Annotated in this window: 14 protein-coding genes; 5 read left to right on the top strand and 9 right to left on the bottom strand. The window is 44.0% G+C overall.

What is annotated here, in order from left to right; genetic code table 11:
* Positions 1-41: 41 nt before the first annotated feature.
* Both MKY99_RS05800 and MKY99_RS05795 read right to left on the bottom strand, forming a co-directional pair.
* Positions 42-566: a GNAT family N-acetyltransferase gene (locus tag MKY99_RS05800; RefSeq protein WP_339269241.1), complete on the bottom strand. Its 525-nt coding sequence runs from the start codon at positions 564-566 to the stop codon at positions 42-44.
* Between the two features lie 6 nt (positions 567-572).
* Entirely contained in the window at positions 573-2,552 is a 1,980-nt protein-coding gene (locus tag MKY99_RS05795; RefSeq protein ID WP_339269240.1) for a translation factor GTPase family protein, read from the bottom strand.
* Positions 2,553-2,728: 176 nt separating this feature from the next.
* Between MKY99_RS05795 and MKY99_RS05790 the strand changes: the two genes are divergently transcribed.
* The gene (locus tag MKY99_RS05790; protein WP_042185493.1) at positions 2,729-3,520 is read left to right on the top strand and encodes an SDR family NAD(P)-dependent oxidoreductase; all 792 of its coding nucleotides are present in this window, start codon (positions 2,729-2,731) and stop codon (positions 3,518-3,520) included.
* 86 nt (positions 3,521-3,606) lie between these two features.
* Positions 3,607-4,569 (top strand): S-layer homology domain-containing protein, encoded by a 963-nt coding sequence (locus MKY99_RS05785; protein WP_339269238.1) that lies wholly within the window; start codon positions 3,607-3,609, stop codon positions 4,567-4,569.
* 140 nt (positions 4,570-4,709) lie between these two features.
* Here MKY99_RS05785 and MKY99_RS05780 read toward each other — a convergent pair whose 3' ends face one another.
* Complete coding sequence (locus MKY99_RS05780) at positions 4,710-5,456, bottom strand: hypothetical protein (protein WP_339269237.1); 747 nt, start codon at positions 5,454-5,456, stop codon at positions 4,710-4,712.
* A 96-nt stretch (positions 5,457-5,552) separates the two neighbouring features.
* Here MKY99_RS05780 and MKY99_RS05775 point away from each other — a divergent pair, with 96 nt between their 5' ends.
* Positions 5,553-6,680 (top strand): UvrB/UvrC motif-containing protein, encoded by a 1,128-nt coding sequence (locus MKY99_RS05775; protein WP_339269235.1) that lies wholly within the window; start codon positions 5,553-5,555, stop codon positions 6,678-6,680.
* Positions 6,681-6,856: 176 nt separating this feature from the next.
* Here MKY99_RS05775 and MKY99_RS05770 read toward each other — a convergent pair whose 3' ends face one another.
* From MKY99_RS05770 to MKY99_RS05745, 6 genes are read right to left on the bottom strand one after another with little or no spacing between them, the layout of a single operon-like run.
* Positions 6,857-8,212, bottom strand: a complete 1,356-nt coding sequence (locus MKY99_RS05770; RefSeq protein WP_339269233.1) for an aspartate aminotransferase family protein — start codon at positions 8,210-8,212, stop codon at positions 6,857-6,859.
* Complete coding sequence (phnX, locus tag MKY99_RS05765) at positions 8,202-9,017, bottom strand: phosphonoacetaldehyde hydrolase (RefSeq protein WP_339269232.1); 816 nt, start codon at positions 9,015-9,017, stop codon at positions 8,202-8,204. Before phnX ends, MKY99_RS05770 begins: the two co-directional genes overlap by 11 nt.
* Positions 9,014-10,108, bottom strand: coding sequence for a 2-aminoethylphosphonate--pyruvate transaminase (gene phnW, locus MKY99_RS05760; RefSeq protein WP_339269230.1), 1,095 nt, complete (start codon positions 10,106-10,108; stop codon positions 9,014-9,016). The genes phnX and phnW overlap by 4 nt, the downstream gene beginning before the upstream one ends.
* 22 nt (positions 10,109-10,130) lie before the next feature.
* Positions 10,131-11,132, bottom strand: coding sequence for an extracellular solute-binding protein (locus tag MKY99_RS05755; protein ID WP_076284032.1), 1,002 nt, complete (start codon positions 11,130-11,132; stop codon positions 10,131-10,133).
* 47 nt (positions 11,133-11,179) lie between these two features.
* Positions 11,180-12,799: an ABC transporter permease subunit gene (locus tag MKY99_RS05750; RefSeq protein ID WP_339269228.1), complete on the bottom strand. Its 1,620-nt coding sequence runs from the start codon at positions 12,797-12,799 to the stop codon at positions 11,180-11,182.
* Entirely contained in the window at positions 12,792-13,544 is a 753-nt protein-coding gene (locus MKY99_RS05745) for an ABC transporter ATP-binding protein (protein ID WP_339269226.1), read from the bottom strand. Before MKY99_RS05745 ends, MKY99_RS05750 begins: the two co-directional genes overlap by 8 nt.
* 197 nt (positions 13,545-13,741) lie before the next feature.
* Here MKY99_RS05745 and MKY99_RS05740 point away from each other — a divergent pair, with 197 nt between their 5' ends.
* Positions 13,742-14,515 carry a DeoR/GlpR family DNA-binding transcription regulator gene (locus tag MKY99_RS05740; protein ID WP_339269224.1) on the top strand — a complete coding sequence of 258 codons (774 nt, stop codon included), beginning with the start codon at positions 13,742-13,744 and terminating at the stop codon, positions 14,513-14,515.
* 447 nt (positions 14,516-14,962) lie between these two features.
* Positions 14,963-16,405 carry a methyl-accepting chemotaxis protein gene (locus MKY99_RS05735; RefSeq protein ID WP_339269222.1) on the top strand — a complete coding sequence of 481 codons (1,443 nt, stop codon included), beginning with the start codon at positions 14,963-14,965 and terminating at the stop codon, positions 16,403-16,405.
* Positions 16,406-16,419 lie beyond the last annotated feature (14 nt).

The raw sequence follows: 16,419 nt of genomic DNA, 5'->3' as shown, positions 1-16,419 counted from the left end.
TGCGTTTTGTATCCCTTATGAGTCTTTTTTTGCGTGAAAAGTCATTCATCAATCCCTATGCCTCTAATGTCTTGCCATCCTATTTTTATTTCTTCTAATAATTCATTCCCTATCTTAACTTCTATACTTGAGATAGACTCTCCCCCAACGCTGTGGTAGAAATGAATCGCCGGATTGCCCACCAGCACCCAAGTCATGAACGAGCTATAATTTTTCTTCAATAAATTCTGTGCTACACTTCTTATGAGCTGCTTCCCTAGACCTTTTCCTTGGTGTTCCTTAAGCAAATAAAGTGCGTAAAGCTCCGCATCGTAGAGATCCGGCTCTCTTCGCGCCCCTCCATTTGCAAAGCCAATGATCATCCCAGACTCATCTTCAGCAACATACATTACCTCGTCTTTATTGGGATTTTCAAAATTCTGAATCCAGCGCTTCCTTCTAGCTTCTACTGTGAAATTATCAAGAAACTCGTCTGATATTAGTCCTTTATACGTGGTTTTCCAACTCGTAGCGTGGACGAAAGCGATCCCGTCTATATCACTAGCTGTTGCTTCTCTGATCTTCATTTTATCTCACCCCTGCAGCGCCTTTCGCACGCTTAATATATATTTCGCCTGATCTAATGGATTCACGCCCCGGCGGGTGCGCTCAGCGGATACGTCTGGCGGAGATTCTTCATAGCCGGCAAAAAAAGAAGTGAACGTGCTACGCCCCTTCGTATAGGAGCTTAAAGTAACAGGATAATCAAGCGACGTTGCCAGTGGCAGACGGCCTTCGATGATCATCCGCTCGCCTTGCAGCACAGGTGGCTCGAAGGTGCCGCGCATCTGAACCAGGTCGTTCATCACTCGGCCGCCATTCTCCTCAGGGACAACGATGCGAACCTGAAGAATCGGCTCCAGTAGCTTAGTGCCTACCCGCGCGAGTCCATCCATAATCCCCATAGGAGTCGCTACGGCAAAATCCAGTGGATGGGTATGCCATACATGATGCTGTCCCTCGATTAAGGTCACTTTAAGATCGGTAACCTCCCAGCCGTACAAGCCCTGTTGCAAGGCTTCTGGTACACGGCGTGCGGTCTCGCTCTGATATTGCGGAAGCAGATCGGAACTCCGTACTACCGAATCATAAACTAAACCACTGCCAGGAGGTCCGGGCTCAATCTGAAACCGCAGAATCGCCCAGCACGGCTTCGGCATCGTATAAGCGATAAAGCCTTCCCCAGCAGAGGCTGGCGTCTCTTTATAAATGACAGAAGGCTGACCAAAGGTAACCTTCAGCGCATACCGCTCCTCCAGAACACTGTTCAGAATCTCCAGCTGGATAGGGCCCATTACTTTGATATGCAGCTCTCGCTCATCCTGCAGCCACTGCGCATCCAAGAGCGGATCTTCATCCGCCAGCTCCTGCAATGCTCCGATAACCTTATGGTCATCCATATCGGTTTCCCAGAATACCCGTACCGTTAGCAGCGGTACAGCCAGCTTCGCCTCCGCAGGAATCGCCTCCGGATGGCCAAGCACATCTCCGATCCGTACCCCTGAAAGACCATAGATTACAGCGATATCCCCCGCTTCAAGCGATCCGACATCCTCAGTACGACCGCCCTCGACCTTGCGGATCTGGGTCACTTTTCCCTGAATATTCTGCGTGTAGTTCATTACCGTATCGCGGTTACGGATCGTTCCTTCATAAAGGCGGACAAACGCCATTCGCCCCATGCTTTTATCACGCTGAATATTGTAGACAATACCGGACACCGGCCCCTCAACATTGCCACCAGCTCGCGGAAAATACTCAACCATCGCGTCCAGCAATGCAGTAATGCCAAGACCCTTGGCGGCAACACCATAAACCATTGGGAAGAAGCGTCCTGAAGCGGAAGCTGTCTTCATATATTTTTTCCAAGCTGCAAGATCAATCGAACTACCTGACATATACGTCTCTAGCAGATCTTCATCCCGCTCAGCCAATGCCTCCAACAATTCAGTCTGTGCAGCAGGATCGGCATCGCTCCCCCACAAATCTATTGCGCCTATGTACTCCTGCTCTTTCCCGGTGGGTTGCTGTACAGGAATGATATCACTAGACAAATAATTTCGCGCTTGCGCCAGCACAGCCTCAGGGTCTGCACCTACACGATCCATTTTGTTCATAAAAATAAGCGTCGGTATTCCCAGCTTCCTCAGCGCGTTCCAGATCATCTCACTTTGAGCCTGCACACCCTCTACCGCCGACAAAATTAGCACCGCACAATCCATCACTCGCAAAGACCGTTCAACCTCTGACAGAAAATCGACGTGTCCTGGTGTATCAACGAGGTTGATCTGCACACCTTTCCATTCAAAAGAAGCTAATGCCGCCCGAACGGATATTCCTCGTTGCCGCTCCACATCCATAGAATCCGTCAATGCTGTCCCACTGTCTACACTGCCGAGCGCTCGAATGCGACCGCTTTCATACAAAATATGCTCTGTTGTTGTTGTCTTGCCGGCATCCACATGGGCAAATATCCCCACATTAATCCGTTCTGCTCCCTGCTGCTGAATCATCTATAGTACCCCTATCATGAGCTAGATTGATCTAAATATATATTGTACACATCCTTATGTCTCATAGTAATACATCCCTCCTTGTTGTTCCACCCTCCTACTAAATTGGTTAAATTCAGCTATGCCGGGTATGTAATTACTAAGTAAGAAGTCTAACGCCAAGGAGGAAATTCATCATGTTAGATCAACGTTTGCAAAATAAAGTTGCAGTAGTCACAGGCGCAGGATCCGGTATTGGGAAAGCTACAGCCATAAGGTTTGCCCAGCACGGAGCTAAGGTATATATGCTTGATCGCACCCCTGAGGAATCCTATGAAACTAAACGTGAAATTGAATCCATTGGAGGAACAGCTACAGTTATCGAATGCGATGTTTCCAATCCAGGTCTTGTCGAAGAAAGTATTCGTAAGGTTGCGGATGAGGCTCGGAAGATTGATATCATTTTTGCGAATGCTGGCATTAATGGTACATGGGCTCCAATAGAAACACTAGAAATCGAAGATTGGGACCAGACGCTAGATACCAACCTACGCAGTACCTTTGCCACAGTAAAATATGCTATCCCCCATATGAAAGAAAATGGCGGAAGCATCATTATCACTAGCTCTATTAACGGAAATCGAGTGTTCTCGAACATCGGCGCTGCTGCGTACTCCTCTTCGAAGGCTGGACAAGTCGCTTTTATGAAAATGGCTGCGTTAGAGCTGGCGCAATACGGTATCCGCGTAAATGCGGTCTGTCCTGGATCAATCGACACTCAAATTGGAGATAATACGGATAAGAGTGATGATCTTCAAGAAGTGAAGATTCCTGTAGAATTTCCGAAAGGCAATCATCCTCTGGAAGATGCGCCCGGTAAACCTGAACAAGTAGCCAATCTAGTGTTATTTCTCGCCTCGGATGAGTCTTTCCATGTCACAGGAACTGAGATCTATGTAGATGGTGCCGAGTCACTCCTTCGCGGATAACGTTTTACTTGAATCTTTATAATATTTTAAATTGCCTGCAACATTTTGGTCTAATCTACCATCTAAGAGTATGGAGGTGACGCATAATGAAGAAATCATTATTCATAAGTAATGTCAAAACAATGACGATAGCCTGCGGTATTCTAGCAGCAAGCCTGTCATTTGGAGCATCCGCTTTTGCTTTTTCGGATTTGAAAGGTGATCCTGCGGAAGCAAAAATTAACTCCCTGCATAAAGAGGGGATTATAAATGGAGTAGACAAAGATAAGTTCGCGCCTAAATCTAAAGTAAGCTTTGCCCAAGGGATTCAGTTCATCGTTGGGGGTCTGAATCTGTCTCCGAAGCCAGAGGCGGGTAACAGCTCATCCAAAGCTAGTGATTATTTTGATAAGGTGAACGACAAATCTTGGTATGCTTCAGCCTTCCTGACTGCCAAGCAAAATGGTCTTTCACTTGATCGAACAGTAGATCCTAACGGAACCATCACCCGTGCTCAGTTCGCTCACTTATTGACGCAAGCACTGCAAAGTAAAGGTAACTTCCCGGTTACACTCATGTATGTAGACATTAAGGATGGCGATAAACTTTCTACAGAGGTTATAAATAGTCTCCAGATCCTGCTGAATACACATATCGCCACACTCGATAAGAACGGTAATTTCCGGCCAAATGATGCCATTACCCGTTCGGAAGCAGCCGCGATGACCTACGATGCAGCTGCTTTTGCCAAACGCGTAATTGTGTCTAATGGCAGCCCTACTACTCCAACCTATGAGACTGAGGTTACACTAACCAATGCGGGTGAAGGAGTAAACAAGGCTACGTTGACCGTTAACAACTTACCGCATTCTGGATATGGACTAGTGATTGAGCGAATCGAATTTGGCAAAGACAAGACCGCTGTGATTTATTTTAATGTGACTGCTCCTGAACCAGGAAAAATGTACGCACAGGTGATCTCAAAAGCATCTGTTGTCACTTATCTGCCAGAGGGATATAAAGCGATCGCTAAATCGGTATCTGGATCTACATCTAGCGCTACGCAATAAAAGCTCCGGACTCGATTCTTATGGAACGAATCAAACGAAGGTGCCCCAAAAGCCGTAAAATGGCTACTGAGGCACCTTCGTTTTTTGGGTTCTCCCCCATGTTCTAAACTACCCAAGGACTAATAAGAATTTCTTACTTCTCAGGGTGTCCATTGATCGTGAATAATGCCTACTAGTGCATGATCCTCTCCAATCTTCTCGAAAACTAGACGCAGGCTGCGCCAGTCCATCCCTTCGACAGAAGGATCGATGCCAGTAATATGATATTCAACGAAATCATATTGCTCCTTGGGATACACTTCGTTCAAGTTATTGATCGTTGTACCTTGCCCAAGCCCCTTGTTCACAGCAATTTCGGCCGTCTGAATGAAGTCTGCATCGTAGACAAACCGCTTGTAGTAATCTGCGAATGTCAGCTCAATTAAATCACCCGATCCAGCAAATGTTCGCCAGACTCTTTTGGTAGAGTCATTCATTAATCCTTCCACTTCATCCTTGCTGAATACAAGATCATTCTTCGTATCTACGTATGCGTATGGAGAAAAACGTAACCCTTTATCTGAATGTACCCATGCGGCCAATTGCTTCATATCCTTATTTTTAATAGACCTTATGACTGTCGTCGCAGCTTCCTCTACAGTTGGCGGAAGTCCCTCCTGATCCAGTGGCTGATCCGTGCTTGATGGCTCCGTCTCCTGTAGTGGCTCCGTAGTAGCCGCTGGTTGTGCAGTTTGTGTCTGCTCTGGCGTTTGCTCAGGCATCTGCATTTGCGTCTGTTCTGGGGTCACCTTCGGTTCCGTTCCCGCTTCTGGCGTTCCTCTGCATGCTGTAAGCCATAACATAGCTGCTATCAGCGCCAAACCACCGATATTTCTTGCGAAGTACATAAGATCCCTCCTCGTTTTTGATCCCTCGCTCTTTAGACTGATTTGAACAAATGAAGGTTGCAGGCTTATACTAAAACTATCAGTCAAACAACTCTTATGAGAGGGCGGGTTACTATTCATTTAACAGAAAAACTTAAAAGCCTTCCCCTGACTCCCGGCGTGTATCTCATGAAAGATGGCCTCGGCCATATTATATATGTGGGAAAGGCGAAACAGCTGAAACGGAGAGTAAAATCCTATTTTCAAAACTCGAAGTCTCATTCCCCAAAGGTAAAACAGCTCGTTCGCCATATTAAAGATTTGGATATTATCCTTACAGATACCGAATTCGAAGCTTTTATGCTGGAGTGCAAATTAATTAAAGAAATAAAGCCCATGTACAATAGAAAAATGAAAAATCCGCAAGCCTATACGTATATCGTAATAGGAACGGATGATAAAATGCCTTCGTTAGAGATTACCTATGATCCTGCTGTTCAAAAAGGTAACCATATTTGGGGCCCCTACACGAGCAGAAGTACCGTGGAAAGAGCCGTGCAAGGCATCAAGGAAAGCTCAAAAATCCTTTGCAGCAATCCAAGCTTCAAAAATTCTTTATGCCTAAACCATTCGCTTGGCTTATGCATAGGGATGTGTGCTGGCGGCGATGCTGCCGTTCAATATAATACAATCATTGATAAAGTCATAGCCCTACTAAACGGAACGGATTCCAGTCTCCTTGTGGAGATGCAGCAACAGATGACTGAAGCTGCAGAGCAATTTGACTTCGAAACCGCCGCCAAATATAGGGATTACATCGGAGCCATCAGCTTCCTGAATCACAAAGAGAAGGTTATCGAATTCGCTGCAGAGAATCAGAATATCGCGATCCTTGAGGCCATGGATGAACAAACGCTTAAACTCATATTGCTCAAAGGCAATCGTATCCTGGCGCATACTAAGCTCGAATACGATCAACCCGATATTACCTACCTGCAAGCCGTTATAACATCAGCGATTATGGACACTTTCTGCGGTGAACTTAACCAGGCCCCGGCAGCAATTACTCGCCATGAAATTGACGAAGCACAAATTATATACAACTATTTAAAAAGCAGCTCCTGCAGCTACATCATCGTGCAAGAGGATTGGCTTGCAGCTAACAATCATTCCCGTCTAGACACTGCGGTGGACGAGCTGTTGCGTATCTTTTTAAATGCTGCTCCAGCCCATTCGTATAATTAATCTACCTTGTAACTGCGGTGAATGTTTGGACTTCCGTCCCCTTCATCTCATCTATTGGCTCAACTGTTACTCTAAACTTACCCAAAAAGAGCAGGTCTTCATTCCTTAAACGACAAAACAGGTTTCTCCCCCCATGTACGGAGCGGAAGAAACCTGTTTTGAAGCTTGCCTATCTCTCAACTATATTTACACAATCCTTCATCCAGAAGATTAACAGCAAAAGTTAATTGCTCTTCAGATACAATAAGCGGAGGATGCCAAGTGATGCAGTTTCCTCCAGCCAATTTAAAAGAAAGACCCTTCTCCAAGCAATAATACAGTACTCGCTCAGCTAATTCCTCATTCTTCTCTTTGGTGTCTCTGGACTTCACAAGTTCAATAGAAATCAGTAGTCCAGCAATACGGATATCTCCTATGCAAAGATGTTTAGCCGACAGAGTGTCAAGCTTCCCTCTTACAAATTCAGACCTGCTGATACATTGTTCCTGCAGATTTAAGTCATCGATATAATCGATGGTGGCACAGATCGCTGCACTTCCTAACGCCGGTTTTTCATGGGTATAGTGCCCCAAAGAAATATCCCCCGCACAATCATATAGCGTTCTGGTAAGCACCGCTGCTTGCGGGATCACCCCTCCACCTAACCCTTTTCCGAGCACGAGGATATCCGGTTCGATATCGAAATTCTGATGGACGTAGAACCTACCGCTTCGCATCAGCGCTGTAGGAATCTCATCAAAAATCAGCAGAATCCCATATTCATCACATATTTTTCTTAATCTTGTGAAATAAGAGATAGGCGGGATATGCGTATCCGTCGCCCGAATAGGCTCAAGTAAGATCGCCCCGATCTCTCCCTCATGCTGAATCATATATTCCAGATAGTCGAGGCAGAAGGTAGCCACTGCTTCATGGGAATGACTTCCCAGCAGGTTACGGTATGCGTTAAAAGGAATGGCTTTCAGCATTCCAGGCATTTGCGGGCCCATGTCCTTTTTAAACACGTATTCTCCTCCGACAGCGATTGTGTCCAGCCCCGCGCCATGGAAGGACTCCCACATGGAGATGACCTTATGCTTCCCCGTCCATTTGCGAGCAATCTTAAGGGCCAGGCCTACAGCTGCACTTCCGGAAGGCGTAAATAATACTTTATAGTCCTTTGAGGTCGTTTTGTTGATTAAAGCTTCTGCAGCTTTCACCGCAATATCTGCCGTAAATCTTCTTGGAATGAACGGTAGCTCGTCGAGCTGTTTTTTCACAGCTTCAGTTACGTAAGGATTCTTATAGCCAATCTGATGAATGCTATTTCCATGAAAATCAAGATATTTGCGTCCATTCACATCTGTGATATAACATCCCTCAGCATCTACGATACTGTTCAAGCACGGCGTTGACATGGATTGTCGCATATATGCACGCTCATCCGCTTTGATCCTATCTATACTCACAGCGCTTAACTGGGTCATCCACTCTGTCCGCAAGGGGCTAAAGTTGATGTCACCTTCTCTTTTCAGCTCATGATTATCTCGCATAAGGTCTGATTCCTTGAGAAATCAGTACATTGATTCGCCCAATCAGCTGTGGCAGCTCACTCATCGATTGAATCGTAAAGTCTGCCCCGTTTTGAATAAAAGAGGTCTGTGTCGCTGAGATCACCGTTTCCTTCTCCACGTCTGAAAGTGCATTAAATTCCTCCTGGCTTAAGCCCATTTCAGAGCTTCCAATGATTACACCTACGGACCAGACGCCTGCATTAACACCTTCTTGAATGTCTGAAATCGTATCGCCTACCTTAACAACCTTCCATGCTGCCGATAGCTTTAAAGCTTCCATATTATGATAAATCATATACGGGTAAGGTCTTCCCAGTGAATGCGTTCCATCTGGCGTGATTACATAATCCGGTTGATAGCCCTTCCCAGCGGCATTCGGAATTACAACATCCATCATGGACTCTGTATATCCAGTCGTTGAACCAATCTTTAGTCCTTGGCTTCTGAGCAATTGGACGGTCTCAATAACCTGCGGAATCGGATCAGTATATTCGGATAAGGATGCCATCAATGCCGGTTCGAATTCAGCATACAGGTTCTCTACATCCTGTTCAGTAAAAGCTCTGCCATACTTTTCTTCCCACAAGGCACCTACTCTTGGCATGGATAACATCGAACGGATATGATCTATTTTCAGCATCCCCATGGGGGCTCTTGCTTCCTGCATCGTAACTTCAATCCCAGCTTCCCGAAAAATATCAAGGAACACATTCACCGGTGCAAAGCAGCCAAAATCAACCGCTGTTCCTGCCCAATCCAGAATTACGCCTTCGACTTGATTCATTGTGTCATTCCTCCCATGTATGCTTCGATAATATTACATAAGTTCTGAATATCTTCTTCGTAAATCTCACCAATATTCCCAATCCGGAAGGTGTCGTGCTCCGTTAATTTGCCTGGGTAGAGGACGTAGCCTTTTTCTTTCACATATTCATAGAAATCTTCAAAGCTGAACGTCTCGTTCGGAAAAAGAAAGGTGGTTATAATAGGAGACTGCTTATCGTCTGTGATATACGCCTCTATTCCTATTCTCGCAAGTCTTTCTCTCAGTATGCGGTTATTATTCTGGTATCTTGCTGCCCTTGCAGGAATGCCGCCTTCTTCGATCAGTTCTACAATCGCTTTCGAAAATGCAGCCACTACATGGGTCGGAGACGTATAGCGCCATTTCCCATCCGCGTCCATCGCCTTCCATTGATCGTATAGATCAAGTGATAGACTACGTGCATTCCCTTTACATGTGAGCAGCTTATCCAGCTTTGCAATGACAAACCCAAATCCCGGAACACCCTGAATACATTTATTGGCGCTGCTGATTAAATAGTCAATTTCAAGCCCAGGTACATCAATCTCTATTCCACCGAAGCTGCTCATCGCGTCGATAATTAATGTTTTATCGTAGGCTTTTGCCAGTTGTGAGATCATCTCCAGCGGGTTAAGAATCCCTGTCGTCGTCTCGCAATGCACCATCGCAATGTGCGTAATGGCTGCATCCTCTTTAAGAATCCCTCTAAGCTCTGCCTCTTGGGGGAATTCATTATATAGGGCACTATACACACGATAATGGAGTCCGATATATTGCGCCATTTGCACAATACGTTCTCCGTAGGCACCGTTTGTAATAATCAAAAGCTTATCATCCGCTGAAATCGCCGTAGTCAGCACAGATTCCACTGCAAACGTACCACTACCCTGCATGAGAACTGTCGTATATTCATCGTTCGTTGCCCTTGCCAAATCCAGAAGTCTGGATCTGATTTGTTGTGTAATGTTCTTATAGTCCTGGTCCCAAGTACAACGGTCAAAGAGCATTTGCTCTTTGACCGTGTTAGTAGTTGTCAATGGACCGGGTGTCAGCAATTTATAGTTGTTCATGGCCCTAACACTCCTTCTAATCTTATTTATTTTCTTTAAAGAATTGTTGATGTTGCTCCAGCAGTTCCACAGTCAACGGCTTAACAAATTTCATACTGTGTGCAGGCTTATGGATATCACTAACCGTTTCATCTTTATACAGAGCCACTGGGTAATTTGTAATTAAGTCTTTTCTAGCATCTTTAATAATGGTTTCTGCCATTTTCATAGCCAGCTCTGTCGTTGCATCGTCTTTTTTCACCACGGCTACGGATTCTGTAAGCGAGAAGTTACCTTCTGTTGGATCTACATAGTCAATCGGTGCGCCTTCTTCTTTAGCTAATACTGCCTGATGACGAAGTCCAAAGCCTGCAGCCACTTCTCCTGCTTTTACCTTTTTAATCGGACCGGAGCCGGAGCTTTCCAGATGTGGGCCTACATTAGCAACTAAATCATGCAGAACCGTTTTACCTTCTTCTTCCCCGTATTGCGAAATAATCGCCTGAACCAACAACCAGCCTGTCGAAGAGTCCATAATGTTCGGAACAGATACCAAGCCTTTAAATTCTGGTTTTGTTAAATCCTTAATGGACGTTGGCATCGCCAAGCCCTTATCTTTAAGCACCGCTGTGTTTACAAAAATAGCACCGGTATTCGCCAAAATCGGCGTATAGTACGCTGGATAGGAATCTAGCGCGTTAGTCGTAAACGATAGATCTTTAAACATGCCATGTTTCTCTTGCGCACTTTCTACAAAATAAGAGCTCATCGTGATCAGGTTAGCCTCAATTTTGTCTCCCTCTGCCATCAGCTTTCCACCCAGCTCAGAAGTGCCCAAGGATTGAAAGAGATATTGCCCTTCGTACCCCGCACCTTTTAGCGCAGTCTCCATAGAGGCTACAGCTTCTTCATCCGCATTGGTCAAAATCACTACTTTACTCGCATCACCCGCTGCTTTATTTCCACAACCTGCTAATGTGAACACCAAACTCAAAGCCACGATAGACAACATAATTCCTTTGAATCCCTTAATTCTCTTAGACATAAATTCTCCCTCACTTTAACTGGTTTTTTTATATTTAAAATCGTTAACTAACGAGAGTTTGAGTGCCGTTTCTGGAGATAGTCACCTAGGAGCTTAATGATAAGGTTGGTGCAAAAGATCAGGATGGATAGGACAAACACCTCATTAAATTTGGCGAAATGCTGCAGCTCTTTTATTTTGCTGGCAACTACCGAGGTTTGGGCAGTCACTAGAAAGATAATTCCGCTAATGGTCACCATCGCATTGATAAAATAGTAGCTGGCCATCTCTATCACCGTGGATGCAGAGTTCGGTAGAATGACCCGGCGTATCGTCTGCAGCCAGCTGTCACCTAATAATTCAGCAGTGGTCTCCCACGATGGATTCATTTTCGCCAGAGAGTTCTTTGCCATCAAATAAGGAGTCGTAAAGTAATGAACAAGGGTACAGAGCACAAGAATCGTAAAGGTTCCTTTGAGACTGCTGTTATTGAACAGAAGTAGATACGACAGACCAAGGACCATACCCGGTACCGTGTTCGTCACCATCGATAGGATGTCAAAAGTCGCTTTCCCTTTTATAGGCGTTCGCACATTGATGATAGCCGCAGCATAAGCCACGATCGTACCTACGATTGCCGTCAGTCCTGCTACGAGCAAGGAATTTTTATATACATTGATTAAATCGCTTGATTGAAAAACATCCACAAAATGCTTGAATGTAAACGTAAGATCATAAGGATAGCCATTCATCAGTGGTGCAACGAACATGACTGCAAATACAGCTAGTAGACCGATTAGAATCACGGATGAGATTAGTCCAAGAACCGAATCTCTCCCTTTATTCGGGATCATCTCGATTTCAGTCACCTTGTCATAATGGAAGTTGAATTTTTCAAGATACGTTAACAGTACAACCCCGAACGCCGCCGGTATTAACATCAGTACAGCAATAACTGCCCCATTGTTGAAATCCGGTATAGCCCCAAGCATGACCTGATACAGCTGAGTAGCAACCACGTTATACGTCCCCCCCACCGATGCAGGGATCCCAAAATCCGTGAAGCTTAGGATAAAAGAAAGAACAAACGCCCCTCCCAAAGTGCCCCACAAAGGCCGAACGATCGTGTTCATGAAGCTTCGCAGCGTCCCATCCCCCATAAGCTTGGATACGACGATGAACTTTTTATCAATGTACTTGAACGAATTATGAATCAGCAGGAAAGCAGAAGGTAAGGTATAAATTACGTAGCCTATCAACAGACCATTAAATCCATAAATCTCGAATAAATTCCGTCCGAAGATTTTAGTAATCAGTCCCTGGTTGCCAAAAGAGTACATTATCGCAAACCCGTAAGTAATTGTAGGCAGCAGCATAGGAATCAGAATTCCAGTTCTAATGATGCTTTTTAACGGGCGATAGATTCTTGTACAGTGGATAGAATAGGCTAGGATAAAAGCTAGAACCGTCGTGATGAGTGCCGTAACACCGGAGACCTTCATACTATTTCCGATGGACTCTCGAATCTCTTGATCTGCCAGAATGGTGAGATAATTGGATACCGAATAACCTTGGCCCGTTTCAAACGAGCGGATAAATAAAACTGCCAGTGGCAAGATCAGGAACACGATAAATAACAATACGATTGGGATAAAAATGATCCGCATTTCCGGTTTAGCTTTAGGCATAATGTTCACCGAACAGGTTATAGATATTTTCCCGTTTCACTTGCAGTTGCCCCAGAATAAATTCTTTTACAAAATCATTGCTAGGTTGTTGAATGATCTCTTGAGGTGTTCCGAATTGGGCAATATGACCTTGATTAATGATGAGAATTTTATCCGACAGGGTTAAAGCCTCTTCAGGGTCATGGGTGACGATAATCGTCGTAAGCTTATATTCTCTGGCGATGGATTTAATCCGAGCTTTAATAGATTCCTTGATGATTCCATCCAGTGCGCTTAGAGGTTCATCGAGCAGTAATAATTTGGGCTTCATTACGAGTGTTCTTGCCAAAGCCACCCTTTGCTTCTGCCCACCTGATAGAGCGCCGATCTTCTTCGTTAAATGCGGCTTTAATTCCAGAAACTCGATATACTCCTGAACCTCATGCTCCGACGTTAATCCCTTTTTATTTTTCAGACCATAAACGATATTTTCGTAAGCATTAAGGTTGGGGAAGAGCGCATAATCCTGGAACACTATATTAAATCCGCGTTTCTTCATGGGTACATTGCTTAAATCTTGATCATTAAAAATGATTTGCCCCTGCTCCATCTTTGAAAGTCCCAAGATGATGTTTAGCAAGGTGGTTTTGCCACTCCCGCTGGGGCCGAGTAAGGAGACAATTTCCCCTGCTTGGATGTCTAGACTAATATCCTCTAGAACAACCTTGTTATCGTAATGCTTGCTTATGTTTTGTAATTTAAGCAAAGGTTCCACCTCCTCAAGTACAACCTCAGTATAAAAAGGTTTTGTTTTTGAGGATAAACAGTTACGTAAAATGTATGTAAATTATAAATAAGTTGTGAGTATATTATAAGTATATCATGACTAACTTATAAAGGAGTAGTTGCTACCCTATATTAATCCCTTTATACTTCAACTATCGAAAGCGATATAAACTTTGAATGGGTGATTACATGTTTCCACTGGAAAGACAAAAGAAAATCATAGAAATCTTAATGTTCAAAAAGGTTCAGAAGCTGCCGGAGCTAGCAGAAGAGCTTAATATTTCTATCGATACCCTTCGCAGAGATATCAACCTGCTGGACAAGCAAGGGAAGATCAAGAAGATTTATGGTGGAATTAAACTGGTGGAATCGGAGTTTGCTGAATCTCCAATGGATGCGCGGATGGTCGGTCACTTAGAGGAAAAGAAAATGATCGCCCAAAAGTGCAGCGAATATATCAACGATGGGGATTGCATCTATCTGGACAGCGGCTCTACCACCTATCAGATCGCCAAATATATCAAGAATAAAAAGAATCTCACGGTCATTACGAACTCCATTCCTGTGGTAAACGAGCTGATGAACAGTGCGGTTGAGCTTATTATCATTGGCGGAAAGGTCCGACTAAATGAGCAGTCTGTCATTGCATATGATTATCTATTTAATTTCAGTGAATTAAATATCCTTAAGGCTTTTATTTGCGCAAGCGGCATTACCCTTGAAAAAGGCATCTCCGACTATAACCTGGAGGAAGCGCAAACGCGCAAAAAAATTATCGATCTCTCCAAAGAAGTTTATGTTGCTGCTGACCATACTAAATTCGGGAAAGATGTGACCATCGGCATCGCCTCACTCGATAAAATTGGGTACATTATTACCGACCGTAATATAGATCGAAGCTTCCTCCAGAAGTTTAAAACCAAACGCACGAGCTTGATAATTGCGGAATAAAGACTTTCTTCATCCATCTAAAAACACAAAAAGGCCTCTCCTTGGATTTGAAATGGTGGTGGTAACTCCATTTTACCTAGGGGATTTTTGTGTTTTTTAGAATCATTGACACTTACCTGATGCGTTGATGATAATTAGGGAATTTCTCCCTATATATCAGAGATTTATACGCATCAGACTACTAATTAGGGAAAACCTCCCTATAATTCAGGTGATTCGTTGGTAAATGTAGATATTTGCCTAATTTTCAGGGAGGAATTCCCTAATTCCATTGATTTTATGCAAATATCAGCTTTTTTCAGGGAGTTTTTCCCTAATTACTCTCCCAAACATCATTTTTCCGAACATCCCCGAACTTAACATCATAGACAGCATTTCAGGAATCTCTTAAACTAAAAAATCAGAAGTACTAATACATTATGGAGTGTGAATATGCCCTTGAATCAGATGTCCGAGTTACACAAGAGAAACAAATTAATTATTTACTTGTTTTGGGGCTGTTTGTTGTTCGGTTCAATTTCGCTTTACAGATTTCCACAAACAATCATGGCGATTATATCAGCAGCGGTACCCCTTGGATTATTGTGTACGGTACTAATTTGGAAACGTGTGGCTACATCCTATATTATGTACATAACAGCTATTGGCTTTAATATCATTACATACTTCTACATCGATGCAGGGGCAAATATCATTAGTACGTTAATTCTATACTGGGGTCTAGGCATCGTATCCCTCTATCACAACTATCGCCCATTGCTCCTTAATGGTGTGATAGCTTGTATCTTACTCAACTATTTTCTAATGACCAAACCCGCTTTCGAATCCGTTGATGCCTTAAGTGTTAACGTTTTTCTCATCATGATGATACTGGTTCTGATCTATCAGAGTCAGATTGGTGCGAAAATGTTCAAAAATATGTCTAAGAGCAGCAACGAAGCTGAACATGCCAGAGCGGAAATGGAGACTATCCTTACAGGTGTTACTGAATCCGTAGGAGTTCTGAGTCAATCTAGTAATCTAATGCATAACAACGTACTGACAACAGATCGAATTTCCAAAGAAGTCGTAACCGCCTTCCAAGAGATAGCTAGTGGAGTAGAATCACAAGCACAGAGTGTTAGCGATATCTCAAATGCTATGCAGCAGTTAAACGAATCAGCTATGCAGGCAAATGCTGCCTCCGTCTCCATGAGCAATAGAAGCCGTGAAACGGATCAAATTACGCAAGAGGGGCAAGATGAAATCATTCGCTTAACTGGAACTATGTCTGAAGTTACGGATATCGTAACGAGTACTGCTGGCTTGATGACACAAATGAATGAAGAAAATCAGAAGATTGAATCGATTGTTTCCAGCATCGTAGGAATTGCTGAGCAGACGAATCTTTTGTCGCTAAATGCTTCCATTGAAGCCGCTCATGCGGGGGAACACGGCAAAGGTTTCGCAGTCGTATCCAATGAAATCCGAAAATTGGCACAGAGCTCCCACAATGCATCGGCGGACATTGCCCGGATTCTCAGAAGCATTCAAAATAATATTGCCCAGGTTGGCGATATGGTTTCAAACGGGTTGCTAGTTGTAGAATCAGGAAAAAATTCCACTGATGATATCGCTCGATTATTCGAGGGCATTCGAAATAATACACATCAGGTGCTTGAACAAGCCGAAGACCTGAAGGATAGGAGCGATCATATCCGGCATGCATCCACCCTTGTACTCGGCGAAGTTAATTCAGTGGCTGCAATTACCGAAGAGAATACCGCAGCTATTGAACAAGTCCTCGCTAGCGCTGAGGTCCAGCAACAACATGTTTCTGAAACTGTGATTAGCATCAGCAATCTAAATGAGTTAGCTATTAAGTTAGACAATTTAACGAGATCTTCATAGATACAACTGTTTGT

This window comes from Paenibacillus sp. FSL R5-0470 (assembly GCF_037975205.1).
Taxonomy (GTDB): domain Bacteria; phylum Bacillota; class Bacilli; order Paenibacillales; family Paenibacillaceae; genus Paenibacillus_AQ.
The sequence above is the reverse complement of the archived record's forward strand: the minus strand, read 5'-3'. Positions and strand labels throughout refer to the sequence as shown.

Excerpts from the sequence above, each read along its gene's own strand:
- MKY99_RS05795 (WP_339269240.1), bottom strand. The coding sequence starts at position 2,552 with ATGATTCAGCAGCAGGGAGCAGAACGGATTAATGTGGGGATATTTGCC.
- MKY99_RS05790 (WP_042185493.1), top strand. The coding sequence starts at position 2,729 with ATGTTAGATCAACGTTTGCAAAATAAAGTTGCAGTAGTCACAGGCGCA.
- MKY99_RS05735 (WP_339269222.1), top strand. The coding sequence starts at position 14,963 with ATGTCCGAGTTACACAAGAGAAACAAATTAATTATTTACTTGTTTTGG.
- MKY99_RS05750 (WP_339269228.1), bottom strand. The coding sequence starts at position 12,799 with ATGCCTAAAGCTAAACCGGAAATGCGGATCATTTTTATCCCAATCGTA.
- MKY99_RS05800 (WP_339269241.1), bottom strand. The coding sequence starts at position 566 with ATGAAGATCAGAGAAGCAACAGCTAGTGATATAGACGGGATCGCTTTC.
- MKY99_RS05785 (WP_339269238.1), top strand. The coding sequence starts at position 3,607 with ATGAAGAAATCATTATTCATAAGTAATGTCAAAACAATGACGATAGCC.
- MKY99_RS05740 (WP_339269224.1), top strand. The coding sequence starts at position 13,742 with ATGGGTGATTACATGTTTCCACTGGAAAGACAAAAGAAAATCATAGAA.
- MKY99_RS05775 (WP_339269235.1), top strand. The coding sequence starts at position 5,553 with ATGAGAGGGCGGGTTACTATTCATTTAACAGAAAAACTTAAAAGCCTT.
- phnW (WP_339269230.1), bottom strand. The coding sequence starts at position 10,108 with ATGAACAACTATAAATTGCTGACACCCGGTCCATTGACAACTACTAAC.
- MKY99_RS05780 (WP_339269237.1), bottom strand. The coding sequence starts at position 5,456 with ATGTACTTCGCAAGAAATATCGGTGGTTTGGCGCTGATAGCAGCTATG.
- MKY99_RS05770 (WP_339269233.1), bottom strand. The coding sequence starts at position 8,212 with ATGCGAGATAATCATGAGCTGAAAAGAGAAGGTGACATCAACTTTAGC.
- phnX (WP_339269232.1), bottom strand. The coding sequence starts at position 9,017 with ATGAATCAAGTCGAAGGCGTAATTCTGGATTGGGCAGGAACAGCGGTT.
- MKY99_RS05755 (WP_076284032.1), bottom strand. The coding sequence starts at position 11,132 with ATGTCTAAGAGAATTAAGGGATTCAAAGGAATTATGTTGTCTATCGTG.